The sequence below is a fragment of the Bacillus sp. FSL K6-1012 genome (assembly GCF_037964915.1).
Taxonomy (GTDB): domain Bacteria; phylum Bacillota; class Bacilli; order Bacillales; family Bacillaceae; genus Bacillus; species Bacillus halotolerans.
Window position 1 is genome coordinate 1,062,366 of record NZ_CP150175.1, and the last position, 24,013, is coordinate 1,086,378.

At 44.4% G+C, this 24,013-nt stretch carries 24 protein-coding genes; 12 read left to right on the forward strand and 12 right to left on the reverse strand.

Going from position 1 to position 24,013, the window contains the following annotated elements; all coding sequences use genetic code 11:
* The first annotated feature begins 33 nt into the window (after positions 1–33).
* Entirely contained in the window at positions 34–462 is a 429-nt protein-coding gene (locus tag NSS75_RS05450) for a GNAT family N-acetyltransferase (protein WP_339236372.1), read from the forward strand.
* Between the two features lie 32 nt (positions 463–494).
* Here NSS75_RS05450 and NSS75_RS05455 read toward each other — a convergent pair whose 3' ends face one another.
* From NSS75_RS05455 to sigM, 3 genes are read right to left on the reverse strand one after another with little or no spacing between them, the layout of a single operon-like run.
* Positions 495–785, reverse strand: a complete 291-nt coding sequence (locus NSS75_RS05455) for a hypothetical protein (protein ID WP_024120733.1) — start codon at positions 783–785, stop codon at positions 495–497.
* Entirely contained in the window at positions 773–1,849 is a 1,077-nt protein-coding gene (locus NSS75_RS05460; RefSeq protein ID WP_081638263.1) for an anti-sigma factor, read from the reverse strand. The genes NSS75_RS05455 and NSS75_RS05460 overlap by 13 nt, the downstream gene beginning before the upstream one ends.
* Positions 1,839–2,330, reverse strand: coding sequence for an RNA polymerase sigma factor SigM (gene sigM, locus NSS75_RS05465; protein WP_024120735.1), 492 nt, complete (start codon positions 2,328–2,330; stop codon positions 1,839–1,841). The genes NSS75_RS05460 and sigM overlap by 11 nt, the downstream gene beginning before the upstream one ends.
* 196 nt (positions 2,331–2,526) lie before the next feature.
* On the opposite strand from sigM, the gene NSS75_RS05470 reads away from it, so the two are divergent.
* The 3 genes from NSS75_RS05470 to NSS75_RS05480 all read left to right on the forward strand — a co-directional run bounded on the left by NSS75_RS05470 (position 2,527) and on the right by NSS75_RS05480 (position 5,489).
* On the forward strand, positions 2,527–3,522 hold the full coding sequence (locus tag NSS75_RS05470) for an aldo/keto reductase (RefSeq protein WP_185848138.1): 996 nt from the start codon (positions 2,527–2,529) through the stop codon (positions 3,520–3,522).
* A 135-nt stretch (positions 3,523–3,657) separates the two neighbouring features.
* A complete protein-coding gene (locus tag NSS75_RS05475) occupies positions 3,658–4,257 on the forward strand; it encodes a 1-acylglycerol-3-phosphate O-acyltransferase (protein ID WP_024120737.1) in 600 nt (199 codons plus the stop codon).
* A 101-nt stretch (positions 4,258–4,358) separates the two neighbouring features.
* On the forward strand, positions 4,359–5,489 hold the full coding sequence (locus NSS75_RS05480; protein WP_339236379.1) for an FAD-dependent oxidoreductase: 1,131 nt from the start codon (positions 4,359–4,361) through the stop codon (positions 5,487–5,489).
* A 24-nt stretch (positions 5,490–5,513) separates the two neighbouring features.
* Here NSS75_RS05480 and NSS75_RS05485 read toward each other — a convergent pair whose 3' ends face one another.
* From NSS75_RS05485 to NSS75_RS05495, 3 genes are all read right to left on the reverse strand, one after another.
* The gene (locus NSS75_RS05485; protein ID WP_024120739.1) at positions 5,514–6,413 is read right to left on the reverse strand and encodes an NAD(P)-dependent oxidoreductase; all 900 of its coding nucleotides are present in this window, start codon (positions 6,411–6,413) and stop codon (positions 5,514–5,516) included.
* Between the two features lie 176 nt (positions 6,414–6,589).
* Positions 6,590–7,924 carry a hemolysin family protein gene (locus tag NSS75_RS05490; protein ID WP_339236382.1) on the reverse strand — a complete coding sequence of 445 codons (1,335 nt, stop codon included), beginning with the start codon at positions 7,922–7,924 and terminating at the stop codon, positions 6,590–6,592.
* Between the two features lie 58 nt (positions 7,925–7,982).
* A complete protein-coding gene (locus NSS75_RS05495; protein ID WP_024120741.1) occupies positions 7,983–8,414 on the reverse strand; it encodes a MerR family transcriptional regulator in 432 nt (143 codons plus the stop codon).
* 157 nt (positions 8,415–8,571) lie between these two features.
* Here NSS75_RS05495 and NSS75_RS05500 point away from each other — a divergent pair, with 157 nt between their 5' ends.
* Entirely contained in the window at positions 8,572–9,753 is a 1,182-nt protein-coding gene (locus tag NSS75_RS05500) for a pyridoxal phosphate-dependent aminotransferase (RefSeq protein ID WP_101860893.1), read from the forward strand.
* 673 nt (positions 9,754–10,426) lie between these two features.
* On the forward strand, positions 10,427–11,812 hold the full coding sequence (locus NSS75_RS05505) for a hemolysin family protein (RefSeq protein WP_185848135.1): 1,386 nt from the start codon (positions 10,427–10,429) through the stop codon (positions 11,810–11,812).
* Positions 11,813–11,825: 13 nt separating this feature from the next.
* On the opposite strand, the gene crcB is transcribed toward NSS75_RS05505, so the two are convergent.
* From crcB to NSS75_RS05520, 3 genes are read right to left on the reverse strand one after another with little or no spacing between them, the layout of a single operon-like run.
* Positions 11,826–12,182 carry a fluoride efflux transporter CrcB gene (crcB, locus tag NSS75_RS05510; RefSeq protein ID WP_103672399.1) on the reverse strand — a complete coding sequence of 119 codons (357 nt, stop codon included), beginning with the start codon at positions 12,180–12,182 and terminating at the stop codon, positions 11,826–11,828.
* Entirely contained in the window at positions 12,182–12,574 is a 393-nt protein-coding gene (locus NSS75_RS05515; RefSeq protein WP_103672374.1) for a CrcB family protein, read from the reverse strand. Before NSS75_RS05515 ends, crcB begins: the two co-directional genes overlap by 1 nt.
* Positions 12,567–13,292 carry a glycerophosphodiester phosphodiesterase family protein gene (locus tag NSS75_RS05520; protein WP_339236389.1) on the reverse strand — a complete coding sequence of 242 codons (726 nt, stop codon included), beginning with the start codon at positions 13,290–13,292 and terminating at the stop codon, positions 12,567–12,569. The genes NSS75_RS05515 and NSS75_RS05520 overlap by 8 nt, the downstream gene beginning before the upstream one ends.
* A 235-nt stretch (positions 13,293–13,527) precedes the next feature.
* On the opposite strand from NSS75_RS05520, the gene NSS75_RS05525 reads away from it, so the two are divergent.
* The 3 genes from NSS75_RS05525 (at position 13,528) to NSS75_RS05535 (ending at position 15,724) form a co-directional block, all read left to right on the forward strand.
* Entirely contained in the window at positions 13,528–13,632 is a 105-nt protein-coding gene (locus tag NSS75_RS05525; RefSeq protein ID WP_103672376.1) for a YhdX family protein, read from the forward strand.
* A gap of 154 nt (positions 13,633–13,786) precedes the next feature.
* Positions 13,787–14,902, forward strand: coding sequence for a mechanosensitive ion channel family protein (locus NSS75_RS05530; RefSeq protein WP_095713728.1), 1,116 nt, complete (start codon positions 13,787–13,789; stop codon positions 14,900–14,902).
* Between the two features lie 78 nt (positions 14,903–14,980).
* Complete coding sequence (locus NSS75_RS05535; protein ID WP_103672377.1) at positions 14,981–15,724, forward strand: NAD-dependent protein deacylase; 744 nt, start codon at positions 14,981–14,983, stop codon at positions 15,722–15,724.
* 25 nt (positions 15,725–15,749) lie between these two features.
* Here the strand turns inward: NSS75_RS05535 and NSS75_RS05540 are convergent, their stop codons facing one another.
* A complete protein-coding gene (locus NSS75_RS05540) occupies positions 15,750–16,598 on the reverse strand; it encodes a polysaccharide deacetylase family protein (protein WP_185848134.1) in 849 nt (282 codons plus the stop codon).
* 282 nt (positions 16,599–16,880) lie between these two features.
* Here NSS75_RS05540 and dat point away from each other — a divergent pair, with 282 nt between their 5' ends.
* Complete coding sequence (gene dat, locus NSS75_RS05545) at positions 16,881–17,732, forward strand: D-amino-acid transaminase (RefSeq protein WP_103672378.1); 852 nt, start codon at positions 16,881–16,883, stop codon at positions 17,730–17,732.
* 37 nt (positions 17,733–17,769) lie between these two features.
* Here dat and nhaC read toward each other — a convergent pair whose 3' ends face one another.
* Both nhaC and NSS75_RS05555 read right to left on the reverse strand, forming a co-directional pair.
* Positions 17,770–19,131 carry a Na+/H+ antiporter NhaC gene (gene nhaC, locus NSS75_RS05550; RefSeq protein ID WP_339236395.1) on the reverse strand — a complete coding sequence of 454 codons (1,362 nt, stop codon included), beginning with the start codon at positions 19,129–19,131 and terminating at the stop codon, positions 17,770–17,772.
* Between the two features lie 125 nt (positions 19,132–19,256).
* Positions 19,257–19,757, reverse strand: a complete 501-nt coding sequence (locus NSS75_RS05555; RefSeq protein ID WP_339236398.1) for a universal stress protein — start codon at positions 19,755–19,757, stop codon at positions 19,257–19,259.
* A gap of 447 nt (positions 19,758–20,204) precedes the next feature.
* Here NSS75_RS05555 and NSS75_RS05560 point away from each other — a divergent pair, with 447 nt between their 5' ends.
* Positions 20,205–21,962: an ABC transporter transmembrane domain-containing protein gene (locus tag NSS75_RS05560; RefSeq protein WP_339236401.1), complete on the forward strand. Its 1,758-nt coding sequence runs from the start codon at positions 20,205–20,207 to the stop codon at positions 21,960–21,962.
* Positions 21,959–23,980 (forward strand): ABC transporter ATP-binding protein, encoded by a 2,022-nt coding sequence (locus tag NSS75_RS05565; protein ID WP_339236404.1) that lies wholly within the window; start codon positions 21,959–21,961, stop codon positions 23,978–23,980. The genes NSS75_RS05560 and NSS75_RS05565 overlap by 4 nt, the downstream gene beginning before the upstream one ends.
* Positions 23,981–24,013: the final 33 nt, after the last annotated feature.

Genomic DNA, 24,013 nt, shown 5'->3' on the forward strand with positions numbered 1-24,013 from the left:
ATCATTGTAACGAATGGAGAGGGGATTGATAAGATGCTTCATATCAAACAATTAACGACTAGAGAAGAATGGATGGAAGCATATCCGGTAATGCGTGAATTACGAACAGAGCTGGATGAAAAGACGTATTTACATAGGCTGGAGCGCTGTGTCCAAAAAGAGTCGTATATGCTGTTTGCCTTATATGAGGATAAAGCGATCAGGGCGCTGTGCGGCGCGCTGCCAAGGGTCTCGCTTCATAAAGGAGAGTACGTATGGATAGCGGATCTTGTCACAAGCGGGTCTCACAGATCTAAAGGGTACGGCAAACTTCTTTTGGATTATGCGGCAAACTGGGCGAAAGATGCGGGCTATCCTCTTGTCAGTCTTTCATCAGGCCTTCAGCGCAAAGACGCCCACAGATTTTATAAGGATAGAATGGGATTTACGATTGAAAGTTATTTATTCAGAAAACAGCTGTAATAAAAAAGACGCCGTTTCAGGCGTCTTTTCTGCTAAAAGCCAAACTGTAAGTTGGTATCCACTGATACGATGGTATACACACAGATAATCACAAAGAGATTAAGTACAACGCCGAGCAGGCCGGGACCCGTGCGTCCTCTTTTGATGAAAAGCTCGATAACGCCAAACGGAACGGCGGCCATGGCAAACGGCAGCATTTGATAAGAATAAGAGGTCACATTGCTGATAATCGCCAAATTAAGCAAGAGCAAAGACAGAATTGCTGTCCCGACAGATATCCAGCCAAATACATTATGTTCTTTAAAAATTCTTACCAATTCCATAATTCCACCTCGCCGACATTTGCTGATTTTACTGATTTGTTTTTCAGCATGCGCTGGATTTCCTTGGTCGGTCCTGTAACGACTGAGCCGTATACATTAACACCATTTTTCTCTACATAATCCAAGCGGGAGTCCACTTTTAAATCTTTTCGTTTTGAGATGACCTGCGCCCATTTCTCGTGCTTCGATATGTAAGTTAAAGCATCGATAAATTGGTCGCCGTTTGACTTGCCTTTTGTATCAAGAGCAGTCAGGAACTTTGAATCTTTCCCTGGGTAGCCAAGCGGCTCTGCGTAAGGGGTATCCTTTGTATTGTTCTCTGTTTCAACTGCGTTCCACAAAAAGCTTACATCATAGCCGCTGAATTTTTGATACACTTCTTTTGTCGGATATGCCCGGTCATAAGAAAGGTAGACCTCGGAAACAGTCCCTTCAGGCAAAGTTTTTAATGTTTTTTCTGCTTTTGCGGTTGTTTGTTCAGATCCGCTTGATGGGTGTGTAAAGTAATGGCCGGCTTTATGGATTTCTAAGTCATAGTAGTTGACGACCGGCGCTTTCACTCTGTCATAAAACATTTCCACCCGTTCATTCCCCACGGCGGCCGTTTTTGTGCCAATCTGTTTTTGCAGCGGGAATTCTGTATTCATGCCAAACAGCTTCACCTGGCTCTTCAGTCCAGAAGTATCGACAAGAACATTTGGCATAGTCAGGGCTACAGTGACTGCGGCAGTTTCCATAAATTCATTGCCGGTGCTGTGTTTTCCTCCCATTCCGTAATAGAGGTAGCTTCCCAGCGTACATAGCGGCAAAATCATTAATGTCGAAATGACGGCAAGCGCGGAAATACGCAAATAAGACTTCCGTTTGCCGTAGGCCAGAATGGCTTTTTGTTTTTCAGGACTGATGTCGACATCCCAATCATGATCGTCTGGCAGCTCACTATCAATCATTTCCTGATACACTTCGAGCTTCTCAAGTTCCTCTTCAAACGCGGTCATTTCCTGATCGCTCATTTCACCGTTTTTATATTGATCAAAACGCTTTTTAAATTCTTCATTCATCATTAACACCTCTATTATAAAGTGCTTTCAGCCGCTGTCTGGCACGAAACAAAACACTTTTAAAATTCGCCTCTGAAATATTCATAATATGGGATGCTTCTTTGTAATTTAATTCTTTTAAATAATATAGTGTTAACGCCTCCCGATAGTTATCGGGGAGCTCGGACATATAACCAGTCAGCACTTCCTTTATCTCTACCTGATGGGCAGGGCTCTGAACAGCAGTTTGAAAGAGACTTCCAATCAAATCATCAGAAATGGTTACTTCTTTCTTATGCTTTCTGACGTAATCAATGAAGGCGTTCCGCGCCACTTGAAAAAGCCAGGGCTTTACTTTGCTGTGATCATAGGAGTGAATGTGTATGTATGCCCGCATAAAGGTTTCCTGCAGCAAGTCTTCGGCAAGATGCTTGTCTTTTGTCATGGAGAGCAGGAACCTGTAAACATCATTCATGTACATTTGGTAAATTTCATCGATCGTCACTGCCTTTTCTCCCCTCTATGTTATACACGCATAAGAAAGGTTTAAAGTTGCACATTACATGCAAACGGCTTTTTAATACGTAATTAAACACCATTACTCTATAGTACCTAAAATTTGCCCTGAAAGATAGTGGTGAGAAATGTTTAACATTTTTTCCATCAGGGAAACCATAGTGAAAAAGTGAAGGAGTGGCACAATGGAATATACCAGTATCTCAGACACAGGAATAAAAGCCTCCCGAATTGGACTCGGCACATGGGCGATCGGCGGAACCATGTGGGGAGGCACTGATGAAAAAACATCGATCGAAACCATCCGCGCCGCTCTTGATAAGGGGATCACACTGATTGACACCGCGCCGGCGTATGGGTTCGGGCAGTCCGAAGAAATTGTCGGGAAGGCGATCAAGCAGCATGGGGCAAGAGATCAGGTTGTTCTTGCCACTAAAACGGCGCTGGATTGGAAAAACAATCAGCTGTTCCGCCATGCTAACAGAGCGAGAATTATACAGGAGGTCGAGGATTCCCTGCAACGTCTTCAGACGGATTATATCGATCTATATCAGGTGCACTGGCCTGATCCGCTTGTCCCGATAGAGGAAACAGCAGAAGTGATGAAGGAATTATATGATGCCGGGAAAATCCGCGCGATCGGCGTCAGTAATTTTTCGGTTGAACAAATGGATACATTTCGGGCTGTTGCTCCGCTTCATACAATCCAGCCTCCTTACAATCTGTTTGAAAGGGAAATTGAAGAGAATGTGCTTCCGTATGCGAAAGACAAACAGATGACAACACTATTGTACGGCAGTTTATGCAGAGGGCTGTTAACAGGAAAAATGACAGAAGATCATTCGTTTGAGGGAGACGATCTCCGAAATCACGATCCGAAATTCCAGAAGCCAAGATTTAAAGAGTATCTTTCTGCTGTCAATCAATTAGATGAGCTGGCGAAGACACGGTATGGAAAATCAGTGATTCATCTGGCCGTCAGATGGATTTTAGACCAGCCGGGAGCTGGGATCGCCCTTTGGGGGGCTAGAAAACCTGAGCAAATAGAGGCGGTATCAGAAATTACCGGCTGGACGCTGAGCAGTCAAGATAAAAAAGACATCAATACCATATTGGAACAGACGATATCAAACCCGGTCGGACCGGAATTTATGGCGCCTCCGACAAGAGAGGGCATATAACAAAAAGCTGAGGATGATTCCTCAGCTTTTTGACGTTAAGAAAAGAGAAATCTTAAAAATTAGTACCAGGTAATAAAAAATGTTGTTATAATAAGTAACAGAAAGAATCATTGATTACGACAAAGGAAGTGCGATATGTATAAGTTTTGTGCAAATGCTTTAAAAGTTATTCTTTCTCTTCGCGGAGGAGTGAAGGTGTATAACAAAGAAAACCTTCCGGCCGATTCAGGTTTTGTCATCGCGTGTACACACTCTGGCTGGGTTGATGTGATCACACTCGGAGTCGGGATTCTTCCTTATCAAATACACTACATGGCGAAAAAAGAGCTTTTTCAAAATAAATGGATTGGTTCGTTTCTGAAGAAAATTCATGCCTTTCCGGTAGATCGGGAAAATCCCGGCCCAAGCAGCATTAAAACGCCGATTAAGCTGCTGAAAGAAGGAGAAATTGTCGGAATCTTCCCAAGCGGAACAAGAACCTCTGAGGATGTGCCTTTAAAAAGAGGCGCAGTGACAATTGCGCAAATGGGGAAAGCGCCCCTTGTTCCGGCCGCTTATAAAGGACCTTCAAGCGGAAAGGCGTTGTTCAAAAAAGGAAAAATGAAGCTGATTATCGGTAAACCTTTGCAGCAGGCTGATTTTGCCCACCTTCCGTCTAAGGAAAGGCTGGCGGCTATGACAGAGGCTTTGAATAACAGCATTAAAGAGCTTGAAAAGAAGCTGGAACAACTTTAATTCATCAGTCATTGCATTCATCCATTTCCCGATTGTTTATAATTTCCTGGGCCATTAGCTATACTAAATGAGGTATTGATCATTGGGAAAGGTTACGGATCATGAAAAAAATGATAATAGTCGGGGCTGGAATTTTGGGAGCATCAACAGCATATCAGCTAGCCAAAATGGGTGCAGAGGTTCTTGTTATAGATCGGAAAGATAAGGGCCAGGCCACCCATGCAGCGAAAGGCATTATCTGTCCATGGCTGTCTCCTCGCCGTGATCAGGCTTGGTACCGGCTGGCAAAGGACGGAGCGCGCTTTTATCCTCGGTTCATAGAAGAACTTAGAAAAGAAGGCGAGACGGACATTGGTTATGCTCAAGTCGGTGCTCTCAGTATTCATCAAGATATAGAAAAGATAGAAAAGATCGAAAAACGTGTGCGGGAGCGTAAACAAGCTGCCGCGGAAATTGGTGAGATTACCTTTCTTCATGAAAACCAAACCGCTGATTTGTTTCCTCTGCTGGCTGAACGGTACCATTCTGTTCATATAAGCAGAGCCGCCCGCGTGGATGGAGAAGTGCTGCGAGATACATTATTGAGATCTGCTCAAAGAAACGGTGCAGTCATTTTAAAAGGTGATGCTGCGCTTCGACATCATTCGAATCGTGTCACAGGCGTAACTGTCGGTAATGAAATCTATTCTTCTGACGAGGTTATTGTTTGTGCCGGTGTTTGGGCAGACCAATTGTTAGCGCCTTTGGGAATTCACTTCAAAGTAAGTGTGCAAAAAGCGCAAATTGTGTATGTGCAGGTGCCGAATGTAAATCATATCGACAGCTGGCCTGCAGTGATGCCGCCTTCCAAAGAATATCTTTTAGCTTATCATGACAATAGAATAGCCATCGGTGCGACACGTGAAGATGAGATAGGCGGACGTGATGTGCGGATAACGGCTGGCGGGCTGCAGGAACTTCTGAGCAAAGGATTAGAAATGGCTCCCGGCTTAGCGAACAGCAGCACCTTTCAAGAGGCAAGAGTCGGCTTACGCCCCTTTACACCAGGCGATGTGCCGGTGATCGGATCTCTTCCCGGCTGGAATGGGATCATAGTGGCAAACGGTCTTGGATCGTCTGGTTTAACAATGGGCCCCTATATGGGGAAGCAGTTGGCGAAGATGGCCCTCAAAATGGATTTGGATATCAATTTAGATGATTATGATATAAAAAAAGCAGCAGGAGTCCGGTGATCGCCTGCTGCTTTTTTGTGATGTTTATATTTTTGATAATGATAGCTGATCCTCTGGCAGTGCTTTAAGAGAGCCGTCATTATTTAATACAGAACGCCATGTATAACGCGGTTCATAGCCAAGGACCTTTTTGGCTTTATCGATTGCCATCAGCGTTTCATATCCTTTTATATCTCTCTTTAAAGATACATCGGGGAAAAATCGTTTTACTAAGTCTTCACTCGGCTCTTTCATGATGGTATCGGGTGCAGTAATATGGAAGACGTCATTTCCGAGATTGTTTTTTTCGAGTGCTAGAAGGCAAGCATGTGCAGCATCCCTGACATCACAATACGCCCATGCGTTTTTCTTTTGAATATCCTTTTGCTGCTCGTTCCAGTGCATGCCTGGGATTTTTTCGTACTCATCAGGCTCATATATATTCGCAAAGCGGAGAGTGACAATTTGTGTATTGATCAGCTTTGAATACATATCTGAGAGGATTTCGGTCAGCCGTTTTGCCATCGCATAAGATGACTTTACGATCGTTGGATGGTCCTCGTCTACGGGAAGGTAACTGAGCTCGTCCGGCACAAATGGATATCCCAGCACCGTTTCACTGGAAGCCCACACAAGCTTACGGATTTTAAAATCTTTACAGGCTTCCAGGATATTAAAATTAACAAGCATATTATTTTCAAATATCGCCTGTGATGTATTCCTGACATCTGTAGGGATATTCCCAAGGTGAATCACAGCGTCACAGCCCATAATTAGCTGACATACCTGACCGTAATCTCGTAAATCAGCTTGAATAAATTTTTTCGATGCGGATTCTTCTTTTAATACTCTGTCTGATGCTGTCACATCATGGCCGGCCTCTAATATTGTTCTTACAGCCCAGCGTCCGATTTTACCTGCTGCTCCAGTTACGACAACTTTCATGTTTTCGCTCCTTTTCGATAATAATGCAGAGATGTTCGTTTTTCTCGCAGTTGCACCTTTTTAGAGTTCCCGCGGATGACCGATTTATTAGCAGCAGTTTTCAGAAGAGAGGTATGATCACGTCAAAAACGAACCAGAATAAAAAAAGACACCCCAATAAAGGGTGTCTTTTCAAATTATGCTTCTTTCGACTCTCCAACTTCTATCAGCTCTTCTGCTGCGAGCTTTTTCACTTCAATATAAGCGACGTGGTGGCCGTCAATTTCATTAATAATAAATTCACAGCCTTCTTCGATAATTGAATCGTTCTTTTCAACATCGTATTTCTGAGTAAGGAACCAGCCGCCGATCGTATCGACTTCTTCATTCTCTAAATGAATGCCGAGCAGGTCGTTCACTTGGTCGATCAAGACTTTACCGTCCAGCATGTAATGGCCTTCGCCGATTTTGCGGATTTCGCTGATTTCATCCATATCAAACTCATCGCGGATTTCGCCAACGATTTCTTCAATAATGTCCTCTACCGTCACCAGTCCGGCAGTTCCGCCGTATTCATCTGACAGGATTGCCATGTGGACTCTTTCTTTTTGCATTTTGACAAGCAAATCATGGATCGGCGCAGATTCAATCACATGAATGATCGGATTCACGAATTGAGAGATGGTGGAATCAACAGAAACCTCGCCGCTGATGCAGGCGGTCAGCACTTCTTTAATATTAATAACCCCGATAATATTATCTTTATCGCCCTCTTCTACTGGGTAGCGGGTATATTTTTCAATTTGAATGATTTCCATCATTTCAGAAATCTTAATGTCATGCGGAAGGCTGACAATCTCGGTCCGCGGGATCATAATTTCTTTCGCGAGCCTGTCGTCAAATTCAAAGATTTTATTCACATATTTAAATTCTGACTGGTTAATTTCACCGCTTTTATAGCTTTCCGACAGAATGATTCTTAGCTCTTCTTCAGAGTGAGCCAGTTCGTTTTCTGATACGGTCTCCAGGCCAAAAGCTTTTGTCAATAACCTTGCGGAATTGTTCAAAAGCCAGATGAACGGGAACATGATGCGGTAAAACCAAATCAGCGGTTTCGCAAACAGCATAGACACTGCTTCCGCCTTTTGGATGGCAACTGTCTTAGGTGCAAGTTCTCCGACAACAACGTGCAGGAACGTGATAATGGCATACGCCAAAATAAACGATATGATATGTGAAAGGGAACTTGGTACGTCCAATTGTACGAAAAGCGGATGAACAAGCCTTTCAATCGTTGATTCCCCTAAAACCCCTAATCCAATGGAAGTCAATGTAATTCCAAGCTGACACGCAGATAGATACTCATCAAGATGCGTGGTCACTCTTTTTGCGGCAATTGCTGCTTTATTTCCTTCCGCGATCAGCTGATCAATCCGTGAGCCTCTGATTCTGATAATGGCAAACTCAGATGCTACGAAAAACGCCGTCAGGGCGATTAAAACAGCGACTAAAATCAAATTCACTATGTCCAATTAGAACCTTCACTCTACAATGAGAATGAAGGTAACACCTCCTGTTAGTAAAATGGTTTTAACTTAACAGCAGCATAAATGATTGGAACACGGCGAGCTTTTCGGGTGTAAGTTTGCTTTTTAGCTTGTCACGCTCCTCAGGCTCCAGCCGTTCAAACCGATGCAAGATTCCGGAGATGTTTTGATTCATATAATCAATTTCAGATGCCAGATTTCCAATTTCATCATGATCTATGGCTGAAGAGGGAAACTGGTTCTCCAGTCGATCTTTAATATCGGACAGGGCCAATCTCTGCTGCTTGCAATCTACAATAAATATGAGTCGTTTAAGTGCGTTTTCATCGTAGTAACGATAATTTGAACAGGATCTGGCCGGCGTCAGCAGACCAAGATTCGTATAATAATCAACTGTTCGTTTCGTTACTCCGGCAAGTGCCGCTAGTTCACTGATACGATAAGTCTCAGCCCCATCTAAATCCCTCCCAACCATCACGTTATAGTTATGAGAATAGTTTAATATATGAAGGGTGCCTTACACAAGTTTATTGTTTTTTTGAGATGCCGGATATGGAAATTGTGGCATCCGAATTCTGATTGAAGTAACATAGATAGATAGAATGTTCAATTTATATGTGCAGAAGGGACAGATGAGATTGGCTGGTTTATCGCGGGAAATTGAAGAGAACCTTAATAAAGGATCGTGGATTCGAAAGCTGTTCGATGAAGGAGCGAGACTGAAGAAAGAGTTCGGGAATGACCAGGTGTTTGATTTTTCAATCGGCAACCCGGTCGTTGAACCGCCTGAAGCCTTTACGAGAGCATTAATAGAAGAAGCTGAAAAAGGAAACCACGGATACATACAAAATCAGGGCCTTCCTGAAGCTAGAGAAAAAGTCGCGCAATTTCTGGCAGGCCGCTTTGCTGCCGAGTTTTCAGCTGAGCGCGTTGTCATGACAGTAGGTGCGGGCGGCGCATTGAATGTGGCGTTAAAAAGTATATTAAATCCGGGAGAAGAGGTCATCATTCTCGCTCCTTACTTTGCAGAATATAAATTGTATATTGAGAACTATGGCGGGAAGGCTGTCAGCTGCCCGCTGACAGCCCGGTTCGAGATTGATATTGAAGCGGTCAGGCAGGCGATCACCCCGCAGACGAAGGGTCTCATTCTGAATACACCGCATAACCCGACGGGAACCGTACTCAGCCAGAAAAATATAGATGATCTAGGCGCTCTGTTAAAAGAGATCGAAGAGACAAACGGCCAAACCATCTATGTGCTGTTTGATGAACCGTACAGTCAGCTGATTTATGATGAAGAACTGGCAAATCCGTTCCAATCGTATCACCGTGTCATTTTGGCGAGCTCATTCAGTAAAGACCTCGGCATAGCAGGGGAGCGGCTCGGTTATATCGGCTTAGACAGCAGCATGCCGGATGCTGACCTTTTGATAAACGCTTTTGTGTACTGCAATCGAACGCTTGGATTTGTAAATGCGCCTGTCATGATGCAGCGGGCTGTGGCGAGAATGGATGATTTAAGAATAGACGCAAGCGCTTATAAAGAGCGCAGGGATCTCATGGTTGATATTTTAAAGGAAGCCGGTTTTGAATTTGAAATGCCAAAAGGCGGTTTCTTCGTTTTTCCGAAGTCGCCAATTGAAGATGAAGTCGCATTTTGTGTGCATGCAGCGCAAAAGTATAAATTGTTAATTGTACCGAGCAGCGGTTTTGGGATGAAAGGGCACTTCCGTTTATCCTTCAGTGTGCCGCTGGAGCAGATCAAAAAATCACGCGACATCTTTATTGCCTTATATAAAGATTTTTCATAGGCCATCTCAGACAAAAAGATAACAGCTATTTGAGGCTGTTATCTTTTTTATTTGTCGTATGCCCCAAGCTTTGTCCTGTTTTTCAATTCCTGATTTTATCTCTCCCTTAGATAAACCGCCAAATTCAATCAATAACAGCAGAGCCGGCCTGAAGATAGAAACCGTTTATAACGCAAACTGGTCGAGCCCATTCCTGGCCCTTGCCTGTGCTGTGTGACCAGACACATCTAGTAAGCATTTAAAAGCACACGTCATGATCTAACAGTCAAACTGGCCTCAAACGAACTTTATCCTATGCACGCCGCCGAAGCAGATCCGAGCGAATGAGCCGTACAAGCTTCAGCTTGAAAAACAGATATATGTCCGATATTTCAGTGAACAGCACCTTGCCCAATAATCTTAGCATCGTCTTAAAAGGCTATGCACGGATATCAAGAACCTGCTGGCCGGATGAATCAATAGGCTGTCCTATGATAGAAGTCTAAAAATTTAAAATCATTTTTGGAATGAGTTGTGTTACAATAAAATATACAATTTATAATCAAACTTTGACTTGGAGGTGGTATGATGGGGCCCTCTGCTTAGGCAACAATACACCGCGTACCTCAATGTTAAGGAAAAATGATTATATCAGGAGGTGACTCCTTATCCTTTAATGAGGGGATAAGGTTAAATGGACGATATTGACAGTCTGATTTTAATTGGTGTGCTCATTGCTTTAACTGCATTTTTCGTCGCAAGTGAGTTTGCGATTGTTAGAGTAAGGAGATCCAAAATTGATCAGCTTATAACAGAAGGAAACAAACGGGCGATACTCGCAAAGCGTGTCATTACAGATTTGGATGAATATTTATCTGCATCCCAGCTGGGCATTACAGTGACATCAATTGGACTCGGCGTGCTGGGGGAGCCGGCATTTGAACGGCTGCTGCATCCATTGTTTGAACCGCTCGGCCTGCCGGAATCGGTTTCTCATGCAGTCTCTTTTGCAGTCGCGTACGGCTTGATTACATTTCTGCATGTTGTTGTAGGTGAACTGGCCCCGAAAACGGTCGCGATTCAAAAGGCTGAACAGCTAACCTTGCTGATAGCGGGTCCGCTGCGACTATTCTATTTGCTTCTGTTTCCGTTTATTTGGATCCTGAATGGATCGGCGCGGCTTTTATGCGGCATGTTTGGTTTGAAGCCGGCGTCAGAACATGAGGGTTCTCATTCTGAAGAAGAACTCAGAATGCTGTTGTGTGAGAGTTTAAAAAACGGAGAGATTAATCCGTCTGAATATAAATATGTGAATAAGATTTTTGAATTTGATAACCGCATTGCCAAAGAAATTATGATACCGCGGAAGGAAATGGCCGCTGTATCAACGGATATGACGATGGCAGAGATGCTGGAGGTTATGCTGAAAGAAAAATACACCCGCTGGCCTGTCACAGATGGGGACAAAGACAGTGTCATCGGCTTGGTTAATACGAAGCATTTGTTTTCTGACTTGCTGTTTATGACAGAAGAGGAAAGAATGAAAATGACGATCCATCCGTATGTGCGGCCAGTGATCGAAGTCATTGAAACAATTCCGGTTCATGATCTGCTGATTAAAATGCAGCGTGAACGCATTCATATGGCGATTTTGTCGGATGAATACGGCGGAACCTCGGGACTTGTCACGACAGAGGACATTCTTGAAGAAATTGTCGGCGAGATCAGAGATGAATTTGATGAAGATGAACAGCCGCTGATCCAAAAGCTTGGCGACCGCCATTATGTTATGGATGGAAAGGTTCGCATGGATCAGGTGAACAGCCTTCTCGGCGCGTCGATTCAAGAAGACGTGGACACTATCGGCGGGCTGATATTGAAAGAAAACATTGATATTGAGGCTGGCGAATCCATTCGCATCGGATCATATACAATAAAGGTGCTGAAGATGGATGGCCGTTTGATTAAGCAAATAGATATAAAAGAAGAAATCAGCCAGACATCCGGGATTACGGCCCACCATACGCTGCCGATGCCCGAGCCAGTCATGCTGAACAGTGCAACCTTGAGCGAGAAATAAGCTCAAGGTTTTTTTATGTCAGCAGCGTCCAGCCGCACCAAAACGCCAAAAGGGACCCGCAAAGCGTTAAACCGATGTATAGGATGCTTTCCTTTACACGCTTGGCCAGCAAGAGCTGAACACTTTCAACGCTGAAAGTCGAAAACGTGGTAAAGGCGCCAAAAAAGCCGGTGCCGATGATGAGTGCTGCAGATGAATTTGTCACATGAAGCCCTGTAAAAAGCCCAAGACCGAGGGCACCCAGTATATTAACGGTCAATATGCCGACTGGAAAACGAAGGCTTTGCGTTTTAGATGTTATGATGTTGCCAAGCCAAAAACGCAGCACAGCACCGAGTCCTCCCGCTGCGAAAATACCAGCCAGTGTCATCATTGCTTCCGCTCCTTTCCGATTTGAAATTGGGCTATTCGCCGTCCTGCCAAAACGCCGAAGAGCGCAAGCCCGATTCCTGATATGAATGAGACCGCCATATACAAAACAGCTAATGACGAATGCGATTGCAACAGCATGACCGTTTCTTTAGAAAGCGTTGACATGGTTGTAAAGCCTCCGCAAAAACCGGTGCCTAAAAAAGCCGATAGCAAAGGCCGTTTCGCCCTAATCATAAAAAAACCGGTCAGAATGCCTAAAAGAAGGCTGCCTGCCGCGTTCTCCAGCCAAGTTGCAGCCGGAAATATATTATTGTTTATGCTGATGTTACATCCGTATCGGAGACAAGCGCCAAGGGCGCCTCCAATAAAAACTGCACTATATCTATTCATGTTTTCCATCCTTTAATACGTAGTCCGGGTAGTCTGTGACAATCCCGTCGACGCCCATGGCCTGCAGTTTGGCTGCTGTTTTCTGATGCTTTACTGTCCATGCAAACACTTTTAATCCATTTTTATGGGCGGAAGCGATCATGAGACGATTGAGACGTGTGTATTTGATATTGATATAATTTGCGAAAGCTTTGCAGGCTTTCAGCTGATTTCTGGACAGCATGCCAAAATTCGGTCTTGTAATAACGGCTGTCGGAATCGATGGATAAAGCTCGCGGAACCTTTGGATGGAACGGAAACCAAAGGATTGAACAATATTGTTAATAGAAAAAGAAAATTGTCCTAACAGCTGTCCCACTTCTTCTTCAATCCCGATTTGCGAAGGGTGGCCCTTTAGTTCAATTAAAAGTCCGATTTTTTTATGGTAGCGCTTGAGCACGTCCTCCAGAGTCGGGATTTTTTCTCCTTGAAAAGCGGGGCCGTACCAGCTTCCTGCATCGAGTGCCTGCAGCTCCTTCAGCGTAAAATCCTTAACAAAGCCTGAACCGTTTGTTGTCCGGTCCACTCTGTCATCGTGTATAACGACAATCTGCCTGTCTTTTGTTAGCTGGACATCCAGCTCAATCATATCTGCATTCATTTCTGCCGCGAGATCAAATGCAGCAATTGTATTTTCGGGAGCGTAGCCGGATGCTCCGCGGTGGGCAATGGTGAACAAGCTTGTCAGCTCCTCATATGGGCATTTCTGTTATTGTATCAAATCCATATATGCACCGCGATACCAACTTGTGAATTTTTTTTCTGTCATATTTGAATAGTCCAAGCTGAAAACAACGTATAACTGAAACAAGAACACTCACCGTATCCGAGCATATTTCGGGAGAAAAATAGTGCTTTCGACATGTTCACAAAATATTCTGTTACTTTATAATAGCAAAAAAGGAGGCGAGATCATGGGAAAAGGGAGAATCAGAGTGGAGGAAAGAATTAAAGCCGAAACGGATGTTGAAATGCAAAAAGCAACTCTCCTTGATCAGACACAAACGAAAAAAAAGTAAGTGACTGTCCCTATTGAATCTGGCTGAATGGTTAAAATGAGAAATTGCCCCGGCGCTCCGCCGGGGTTTTGTGTTTTATAAAGACATTTAGGGAAGCATTCTGCCGAATGTTTTAGTATAATAAACATTCGATTGGGATAGAGGGGAGACTGCCATGCTAGATCATCTGCAGCAATATTTCACGCTTGATAAAATCATACAAACCGGCATCAGTTTGGCAATTTTGCTGTTGTTTCTTATACTAAGAAAACTGTTTACAAGATATTTCTTTAATTTGCTTTTTAATATGACAAACAAACCGAAAACCGAAATTTTTAAACAGGTGGTTGTGGCATTCGATAAGCCTGCCAGATGGTTTTTTGTTGCCTTAGGGCTGTTTTTAGCGATCCGCTATTCACCGTTTTTAGATGCACAGATGCCGCTGATCAGCAAAATATACCGCTCGCTGATTGTGGCGCTGTTGAGCTGGGGGCTTTGTAATTTGACCGCTACATCATCTTTTATTTTTCATAAAGTGAATCAGCGCTTCGAACTGGATATGGATGATATTCTGGCGCCGTTTTTGTCTAAGCTGCTCCGTTTTGTCATTATAGCGCTCAGTGTGAGCGTGATCGCGCAGGAATTTAATTATGACGTCAATGGGTTTGTGGCGGGCCTTGGGCTTGGCGGATTGGCTTTTGCGCTAGCAGCGAAAGACACGATCAGCAACTTCTTTGGCGGAATCATCATTATCACTGAAAAGCCGTTTACGATCGGTGATTGGGTGGAGACGGCGACAGTGACCGGATCAGTGGAGGATATTACCTTCAGAAGCACAAGATTCAGAACAGCGCAGGGTGCGCTTGTAACGGTGCCGAATTCCACGCTGTCGATGGAAGCCATCACGAACTGGACGAGAATGACCAAGCGCCAGATTACGTTTTCCATTCATGTATCCTACGCAACGCCGATTGAGAATTTGGAACGCTGCATTCGTTCGCTCAGAAAGATGCTGCTTGAACATGAAGGCGTCGATAATGATACAATCATGGTCAATTTCGATACGTTTGCTGACAGCTATTACAATTTATTTTTCAACTTCTATACAAAAACAACGGTTTGGGCGGAGAACCTTCATGTCAGAGAGGATATCAACTACAAAATTATTGAAATCCTCGGCGCTGAAGGGGTTGAATTTGCTTATCCCGGACAAATGGTGTATGTCAACCAGAAGCACCAGCACGATCCGTTTCAAGTAAATCTCAATAAAGGGGAAAAGGAACGGGCTTAAAAAAGAAAGACTTCGTCTCAAAGAGGCGGGGTCTTTTTCATGGTAAAATAAGAAAAAAGACTGTAAGGCGGTGTTGAATTGGAAGCATTCAGAAACATGCTGAATGAAGCGCAGCGAATTGTCGTGCTGACCGGAGCGGGAATGAGCACAGAATCAGGCATACCCGATTTTCGCTCAGCCGGCGGCATCTGGACTGAGGATGCCTCAAGGATGGAGGCGATGAGCCTTGATTATTTTTTAAGCTATCCGCGTCTGTTTTGGCCTAAGTTCAAAGAATTGTTTCAAATGAAAATGAGCGGGAGCTATGAACCGAATGAAGGGCATTTGCTTTTGGCAGAACTGGAGAAACAAGGGAAGCAGATGGATATATTCACACAAAACATTGACGGCCTTCATAGAAAAGCCGGAAGCAGACATGTATACGAGTTGCATGGCTCTATCCAAACAGCGAGCTGTCTCTCATGCGGTGCCCGATATGATCTCCCTCATTTACTGAAGCATGATGTGCCGGAGTGTACAGCGTTCGGAAATGACGGTGAGGTGTGCGGAACGGTATTAAAAACCGATGTCGTTCTGTTTGGCGATGCCGTTTTGCATTTTGACACGCTTTATGAAAAGCTGGATAAAGCCGACCTATTATTGGTGATCGGCACGTCTCTTGAGGTTGCTCCCGCAAGATTTGTGCCTGAGGATGCAATCCGGATTCCAGGCATTAAAAAAGCCATTATTAACCTGGAGCCGACGTACTGCGACAGTTTGTTTGATTTCGTCATCCATCAAAAAATCGGAGAGTTTGCCCGCAGCTTGGGCATAAAAAAGTGAGGCCGCAGATAAGCGCCTCACTTTTTTATTCATGAACCGGAACCATTGTATCCTTTAACACACCGAAGGAATAGCCCTTTTCTTTCAGTTTATGGATTAGCACCGGCAGTGCGTTTACTGTAGCAGGAAGATCGTGCATGAGAATCACATACGGCCGATTTGAATGGCTGTGTTCCATATTGTCAAGCTGCTGCAGTACTTCTGCTACGTATTTTGAGTTGCGGTATTTCCAGTCCATGCTGTCAATCGTCCAATCCCAGTACACAAAACCGTCTTTTTCTAGATTGCGAATTTGTGAATCTGTAAGAGACGGCTTGCTGCCGTAGGGCGTTCTGACAAGATCAGTGCAATAGCCTGTAATGCTTTCCAGCGTGTCACGCGCCTGCTGCATTTCTTTTAGCGGTGATGTCGGCGTTTGATAAAACAATTTGTTATTATGCGTGACCCCGTGTAAACCGAGTGCATGCCCTTCATTTCCGGCCCTTTTAACCGCGTGTTTGAATTCGTTCATTCGCGGTGACAGCATAAAAAATGTCGCCTTTACATCGGCGCTTTTCAGTACGTCCAGCAAGCGGTTTGTAGAGGCTGACGGGCCATCATCGAAGGTTAAATAAACCGTTTTGTCTCCCATATTCTGCTCAGTCTGCAAATGTTTTATCAGCAGGCCTGGGGAGTCGTCTTTCAGCTTCAGGCTTTCCTTCTCATCACGAAGCTGGCTGTTTGTTGTGACAGTGATCTCCTTTGCTTTCGAGGAGCTGTTGGAATAACCTAAAATCACCATAAGCAAAAGCAGCACACATAAAACTGCTAAACTTGCAAATTTAAAAGCAAGCGAAACTGCAGAAGGAGAAGCGTCTCCTCTCGTTTGTCGCATATCAATCTCTCCAGTGGCATAAAATCTCTACATACCGCTGTATTGGCAGCTCTGAAGGTGCCATTGTTTACAACCTATGTATTACGAGTCAAGTATACAGGAATAAAATTGGAAAGAACATAGAAAAAATGTCGAAATGTCAGATTTTAAGGAAAAAATAATCTCCTTCCCAGCTATTGAGTTCTTGATCTTTCTGTTTTTCAGCTGGTTTGATATGGTAGAATGAGTGACAATGACAGCTTGATTAGGCATCAGGATAAATACGAAAAAGGGAGGGCTTATATGAAGATTTTAGTCAATGGCCAACTGGTGGAGCGAAACGAGGCATCCGTTGATGTGGAAGATCGCGGTTATCAGTTTGGAGACGGAATCTATGAGGTTATCAGGGTGTATAAAGGGGTATTATTCGGCTTGCGCGAGCATGCGGAGCGTTTATTCAGAAGCGCGGCTGAGATCGGAATTTCACTGCCGTTCAGTTTAGAAGATTTAGAGTGGGACCTGCAAAAGCTTGTGCAGGAAAATGCGGTCAGCGACGGAGCGGTTTACATTCAAACCACAAGAGGGGTTGCTCCGCGAAAACACCAATATGAAGCGGGCCTTGAGCCGCAGACGACGGCCTATACATTTTCTGTTAAAAAGCCGGAACAGGAGCAGACATACGGCGTTTCAGCCATCACGGATGAGGATCTTCGCTGGCTGAGATGCGATATTAAAAGTCTGAATTTACTGTATAATGTGATGGCAAAGCAGAAAGCCTACGAAGCGGGAGCATTTGAAGGCATTTTAATAAGAGACGGAATTGTTACAGAAGGTACATCTTCTAATGTTTATGCTGTTTTAAACGGTACGGTGCGGACGCATCCGGCTAACCGAATGATTCTCAATGGGATTACACGAATGAAGATTTTGGATCTCATCGTAAAGAACGGCATAGAGCTTGATGAAAAGCCCGTTACTGAAGAAGAGCTGAGACAGGCGGAGGAAATCTTTATTTCTTCAACGACGGCAGAGATTGTTCCGGTTGTGACGCTTGATGGAAAATCAGTCGGAAGCGGAGTGCCCGGACCGGTGACAAAACAGCTGCAGGCGGCTTTTCAAGAAAGCATTCAGCAGGCAGCCCGCGTATCATTTTAATGTTAAAAAAGAGCCCGCTTTGCAAGCGGCGCTCTTTTTATTTTTTTACAAATCCAACTAAAATCGAAATCATCGGCGATATATAGAGGAAGAACGTAAATGGGATATAGTCAATGACGGGAACACCAAGCGCGGTTGCCATAAAAGCCCCGCTGACGCCCCAAGGGATTAATGGATTAATCAATGTTCCGCCGTCCTCTAATGATCTTGATAAAAACTTCCGCTGAATGTTTTGTTTGTCATATAAGGATTTATATGACTGTCCCGGTATTAATATAGATAAATACTGTTCGCCTGTTGCAAGATTGACACCGATACTGGAGCAGACAGTTGCTGCAATGAGACTGCCCTTTGAACGGATTCCTTTCATCACACCCTCCAATAGTGCGGAGATCAGGCCGATTTTCTCCATTAAACCGCCGAGTGCAAAAGCGATCATAATAAGAGAAACTGAGCCCATCATGGATTGCAGTCCGCCTCTGTTGATGATTTTAGCGGCAGCCTCATTGTCAGTTTCGAACATGGTGCCATTTTGCAGGGCTGACATAAAAGCCTGAATGCTGCTGTCGGGAACAAAGATGGCTGTCAAAATTCCCGAGGAAATAATACCGGCAGTCAGAACGGGAATAACGGACACGCGCTTAATCGCCAGCAAAACAACTAAGAGCGGAGAAAGAAGCGCCCACGGTGTGACGTTTGCTGCATCTTTTATTCCGGCAATAACATGTGCAATATCATCTGTTGAAGCAGCGTCTGCTGAGACTGATAAACCAAGAAAGTAAAAAAGGACAACGGTGATCAGCAAGGCGGGAATAGTTGTGCCCATCATGTGGCGAATGTGTTCAAAGATCGATATTTCGCCTATACCCGCAGCAAAATTTGTTGTATCCGACATCGGTGACATTTTATCACCAAAGCAGGCTCCGCAAATGACTGCCCCCGCCGTCCATTCGAGCGGAACGCCTGCCGCGCTCGCCACGCCGATCAGTGCCACGCCAATTGTGCTTACAGTTGTCAGGCTTGAGCCGACAAGCGTGCTGATGATCATGCAGGAAAACAAAGCAGTCAACAGAAGATGGCTCGGTTCAATAAAGGACAAAGCATAAACTGTAACGGACGGTATGGCGCCGCTGTACATCCAAGCGCCGATTAAGATACCGATCAGTGCCAGAACAATGATCGGCTGTACACCGTTTTTAATCCCGTTTACAATTCCTTTTTCAAGGCTGTTCCAGGAAAAACCGTACCATAAACCGGCTGCTGAAAGCAGGACAACACATAGGAACAGCGGGATATGCGGTTCTGTATGAAGAAAAAATAAGCAGGAGATAATGACTCCTAACATTAATATAAATAAACCGACGGCTAACGAAAACATCAGCTTTTTTTGAGAATCCAAAACAACACCCCATCATTTTCTTTAATGCTTTTGTGCTTTTGGGCACGAAAGCATTATATCAGAAAAAAACGAAAATCCGTGTTTTTTCACAATTATGAATATAAAAAAGCGAGCACGTGGCGTGCTCACTTTACGATCAGAACCGGTATATCTGATTTCGCCGAAAGCTTTTCACTTACACTTCCAAACAAAAGTTTCTTCAGTCTGTTTTGGTCTCTGCTTCCGGTTACAATCAGATCTGCTGAAATCCGGTTGGCATGCTCGATAATTGATTCAGCCGGGTCACCTTCCAATATATCGATATCTCCCTCTGTCTGCTGATCATTCAGCATCATTCTGGCTTCGGCGATGACTTCTTCCGTACGGTCTTCATAAATCATTGGCTCCGGTGGCGCAACATCTGATATCAGCGGGTCAGGAACACTTGTCATGCCTCCGCCAATATAGCTTGCCCCTGCTGCGGGCCTCGGCGGATCGATGATGGTCTGGTTGTCTTTCATATCATACGAATGGGCGACTGTAATGGCTGCATTTACCGTTTTCGCAAGATCAATGGCTGTCTGAAGCGCTTTCTTACTGTTTTCACTTCCGTCAAACGCAACAATAATACGGTCAGCATGAAACATCATTCTCACCCTTTCAAAAAACGTCGTACAATACAATACCCGACATCATATCTATTTAATCTTTTCTCTGTTCAAGTAATGATTGACAAAAAAAGGTTTTGTTTATATTATGAAAAAAGAGTGAAAAATCAGAATGAATGGAGGGTTTGCTATGCCAAGGAATGATATGTCTTACAGAACAGTTTCATATTGGCGCGGCAAACCCTTATTCTGTTTTTTTGAATTGGGTTAATCCGCGCGCCGAAAAGCGCTCTGTACATCATAATCGATAACAAAAGGCATGGAGCTGACGCTTCATGCCTTTTTTATATACAAAATCTTAAGAAAGACAGGTGTATCGGATGTGAAGACAAATACAGAGGCAAGGATTGGTTATGACAACCTGAACGAAAAGAGCTGCAAGGAAAAAATAGAAGGCGGCTGACGAGATAAAGGAGATGGGGATGGATGTTTTCAGTATTGAAAAAGCTGGGCTGGTTTTTTAAAGCCTACTGGCTGCGCTATACCATTGCGATTGTGCTTTTATTATGTGTAAATGTACTTGAGATGTTTCCGCCTAAATTGTTGGGGAACGCCATCGATGATATGAAATCGGGGGAGTTTACCTCAGGCGGGCTGCTGTTTTATGTCAGCGTATTTTTAGGTTTGACGGCGGTGGTGTATATCATGTCTTATTTTTGGATGCACCAGCTGTTCGGCGGAGCGAATGTGATGGAAAAAATTCTCCGCTCTAAGCTGATGGGCCATTTGCTGAAAATGGCGCCGCCGTTTTATGAAAAATACAGAACAGGAGATTTAATGGCGCGGGGGACAAATGATCTCCAGGCTGTCAGTTTAACGACGGGTTTTGGCATTTTGACATTAGTCGATTCCACAATGTTTATGATGACGATCTTTTTGACGATGGGGTTTTTGATCAGCTGGAAGCTGACGCTTGCAGCCATAATACCGCTTCCCATTATGGCTGTTGCGATCAGCATATACGGAAGTAAAATTCATGAAAGGTTTACAGAGGCACAACATTCTTTCGGAGCGCTGAATGACAGGGTGCTCGAATCGGTCTCGGGTGTGAGAGTGATTCGCGCTTATGTGCAGGAAACGAATGATGAACGCCGTTTTAATGAAATGACGGCCGATGTGTACCGGAAGAATATGAAGGTAGCCTTTATCGATTCTCTGTTTGAGCCGACTGTTAAGCTGCTTGTCGGCGCCAGCTATCTGATTGGGCTGGGGTATGGAGCGTTTCTTGTTTTCCGTAATGAGCTGACGCTTGGCGAGCTTGTTTCCTTTAATGTCTATTTGGGCATGATGATTTGGCCGATGTTTGCGATCGGTGAATTAATTAATGTGATGCAGCGCGGCAACGCGTCCTTAGATCGGGTAAATGAAACCCTTTCTTATGAACCGGACGTGACAGATCCGAAGTGGCCGTCTGATTTAAAAGAGCCTGGAGATATCGTTTTCAGCCATGTGAGCTTTACATACCCAAGCTCAACAAATGTGAATATTCAAGATATTTCTTTTGCCGTGCGAAAAGGGCAGACTGTCGGGATTGCCGGTAAAACAGGGAGCGGTAAAACGACGATCATTAAGCAGCTTTTGCGCCAGTATCCAGCCGGTGAAGGGAGCATCACATGTTCAGGTGTGCCGATTGAGCAGATTCCTCTTGACCGGCTCCGCGGATGGATTGGATATGTGCCGCAGGATCATTTACTGTTTTCCCGGTCTGTAAAAGAAAACATCTTGTACGGAAAGCTTGACGCAAGTGATGCTGAGGTAAAGAAGGCTGTTTCAGAAGCTCATTTTGAAAAAGACTTGCAAATGCTTCCGGCCGGTCTGGAGACAATGGTGGGTGAAAAAGGCGTCGCACTCTCTGGAGGGCAAAAACAAAGAATTTCAATCGCGAGGGCGCTGATGGCGAATCCGGAGATTTTAATCCTGGATGATTCTCTTTCCGCTGTAGATGCAAAAACGGAGGCGGCTATTATCAGCAATATCAGGAAAAACCGCCAAGAGAAAACGACATTTATTCTGACGCATCGTTTATCAGCTGTGGAGCATGCCGATCTCATCCTTGTGATGGACGGCGGCGTGATTTCTGAGAGAGGCACACATCAAGAGCTGATGGCCAATAACGGATGGTATCGGGAACAATACGAAAGGCAGCAGCTGTTCACTGCAGAAGAAGGGGGAGCAGGGGCATGAAGACAGGAAAAACCTTATGGAGATACGCACTCCTATATAAAAAATTGCTGATCACTGCCGTCCTGTTGCTTGCGATTGCAGTCGGGGCAGAGCTGACCGGACCGTTTATCGGCAAAAAAATGATTGACGACCACATCCTCGGGATTGAAAAAACATGGTATGAGGTCTCGGAAAAAGATAAAAATGCAGTTGAATTTGACGGCACCTCCTATGTCAGGGAAGACCGGATGCAGGGAGCGGCTGCTAAAGAGAAAGAAGCGCATATTTATCAAGTGGGAATGGCGTTTTATTTCGTTGATCAGGCTGTCAGCTTTGACGGGAACAGAACGGTTTCTGACGGAAAGCTGACGATCACTAATGGGAATGAAAGCCGGACGTATCCTGCTGAAAAGCTGACAAAGCAGGAGATTTTTCAGTTCTATAAGCCGGAAATGAAGGGGATGACGTTTCTTATTTTTCTGTATGCCGGTTTGCTTGTCTTCTCGGTATTTTTCCAATATGGGCAGCATTATTTATTGCAGATGAGTGCCAACCGCATTATTCAAAAGATGAGACAGGATGTGTTTTCCCGCATTCAGAAACTGCCGATCCGCTATTTTGATAATCTTCCCGCGGGCAAAGTAGTCGCAAGAATTACAAATGATACTGAGGCAATCAGAGATTTATATGTGACAGTGCTGTCAACGTTTGTGACAAGCGGCATATATATGATCGGGATATTTACGGCGTTGTTCCTGCTGGATGTAAAGCTCGCGTTTTTATGCTTGGCGATTGTGCCGATCATCTGGCTGTGGTCGATCATCTACCGGAAATACGCTTCCTATTACAATCATCAAATCCGTTCGATCAATAGTGACATTAATGCAAAAATGAATGAGTCTATTCAAGGCATGCCGATCATCCAAGCTTTTCTCCATCAAAAAGAAACAATGAGAGAGTTTGAGGAATTAAATGAATCTCATTATTACTATCAGAACAGGATGCTGAATTTAAACTCCTTAATGTCACACAATCTTGTGAATGTGATCCGCAACCTTGCGTTTGTCTGTCTGATCTGGCATTTTGGCGGCGCAAGTCTAAACGCGGCAGGAATTGTTTCCATCGGTGTGCTGTACGCGTTTGTGGATTACTTAAACCGCTTATTCCAGCCGATTACAGGTATCGTCAATCAGTTTTCTAAGCTGGAACTGGCGCGGGTGTCCGCCGGGCGTGTTTTTGAACTGCTTGAAGAAAAGGAAACGGAAGAAACGGGTGAACCGGCGAAGGAGCGCGCGCTGGGGCGGGTTGAATTTAGAGACGTATCATTTGCTTATCAAGAAGGACAAAATGTTTTGAAACACATTTCCTTTACAGCACAAAAAGGCGAAACTGTAGCGCTTGTCGGCCATACCGGATCAGGCAAGAGCTCGATTTTGAATATCCTCTTCCGCTTTTATGATGCGCAAAAAGGGGATGTGCTCATCGATGGGAGAAGCATTTACAGCATGTCAAGGCAGAAACTTAGATCCCATATGGGGATTGTGCTGCAGGACCCGTACTTATTTTCAGGAACAATCGGTTCTAACGTCAGTCTGGAGGATGAAAGAATTTCAGAAGAAGACATTATAGAAGCACTGCGGCAAGTCGGGGCTGAGTCGCTTCTTGAAAAGCTTCCGAAAGGCATCAGCGAACCTGTCATTGAAAAAGGCAGCACGCTATCCTCGGGAGAGCGGCAGCTCATTTCCTTTGCAAGAGCTCTGGCGTACGATCCCGCCATTTTGATTTTGGATGAAGCAACGGCGCATATTGATACGGAGACAGAGGCTTTGATCCAGAAGGCACTGGATGTAGTGAAACAAGGGCGCACGACATTTGTCATTGCACACCGGCTTTCAACCATCAGAAACGCGGATCAAATTTTAGTGCTTGAAAAAGGAGAAATTGTTGAGAAAGGGAATCATGAGGAACTAATGGCGTTAAAAGGGCAATATTATCAAATGTATGAGCTGCAAAAAGGACAGAGGCACTCCATTGCATAGCTTTCAAAAACCCAAGACATTCAATGTTTTGGG

Bases quoted from the DNA above. Each gene is read 5' to 3' on its own strand.
- NSS75_RS05450 (WP_339236372.1), top strand. From the start codon at position 34: ATGCTTCATATCAAACAATTAACGACTAGAGAAGAATGGATGGAAGCA.
- NSS75_RS05455 (WP_024120733.1), bottom strand. From the start codon at position 785: ATGGAATTGGTAAGAATTTTTAAAGAACATAATGTATTTGGCTGGATA.
- NSS75_RS05460 (WP_081638263.1), bottom strand. From the start codon at position 1,849: ATGATGAATGAAGAATTTAAAAAGCGTTTTGATCAATATAAAAACGGT.
- NSS75_RS05470 (WP_185848138.1), top strand. From the start codon at position 2,527: ATGGAATATACCAGTATCTCAGACACAGGAATAAAAGCCTCCCGAATT.
- NSS75_RS05475 (WP_024120737.1), top strand. From the start codon at position 3,658: ATGTATAAGTTTTGTGCAAATGCTTTAAAAGTTATTCTTTCTCTTCGC.
- NSS75_RS05480 (WP_339236379.1), top strand. From the start codon at position 4,359: ATGAAAAAAATGATAATAGTCGGGGCTGGAATTTTGGGAGCATCAACA.
- NSS75_RS05485 (WP_024120739.1), bottom strand. From the start codon at position 6,413: ATGAAAGTTGTCGTAACTGGAGCAGCAGGTAAAATCGGACGCTGGGCT.
- NSS75_RS05495 (WP_024120741.1), bottom strand. From the start codon at position 8,414: ATGGTTGGGAGGGATTTAGATGGGGCTGAGACTTATCGTATCAGTGAA.
- NSS75_RS05500 (WP_101860893.1), top strand. From the start codon at position 8,572: ATGAGATTGGCTGGTTTATCGCGGGAAATTGAAGAGAACCTTAATAAA.
- NSS75_RS05505 (WP_185848135.1), top strand. From the start codon at position 10,427: ATGGACGATATTGACAGTCTGATTTTAATTGGTGTGCTCATTGCTTTA.
- crcB (WP_103672399.1), bottom strand. From the start codon at position 12,182: ATGACACTGGCTGGTATTTTCGCAGCGGGAGGACTCGGTGCTGTGCTG.
- NSS75_RS05515 (WP_103672374.1), bottom strand. From the start codon at position 12,574: ATGAATAGATATAGTGCAGTTTTTATTGGAGGCGCCCTTGGCGCTTGT.
- NSS75_RS05525 (WP_103672376.1), top strand. From the start codon at position 13,528: ATGGGAAAAGGGAGAATCAGAGTGGAGGAAAGAATTAAAGCCGAAACG.
- NSS75_RS05530 (WP_095713728.1), top strand. From the start codon at position 13,787: ATGCTAGATCATCTGCAGCAATATTTCACGCTTGATAAAATCATACAA.
- NSS75_RS05540 (WP_185848134.1), bottom strand. From the start codon at position 16,598: ATGCGACAAACGAGAGGAGACGCTTCTCCTTCTGCAGTTTCGCTTGCT.
- dat (WP_103672378.1), top strand. From the start codon at position 16,881: ATGAAGATTTTAGTCAATGGCCAACTGGTGGAGCGAAACGAGGCATCC.
- NSS75_RS05555 (WP_339236398.1), bottom strand. From the start codon at position 19,757: ATGTTTCATGCTGACCGTATTATTGTTGCGTTTGACGGAAGTGAAAAC.
- NSS75_RS05560 (WP_339236401.1), top strand. From the start codon at position 20,205: ATGTTTTCAGTATTGAAAAAGCTGGGCTGGTTTTTTAAAGCCTACTGG.
- NSS75_RS05565 (WP_339236404.1), top strand. From the start codon at position 21,959: ATGAAGACAGGAAAAACCTTATGGAGATACGCACTCCTATATAAAAAA.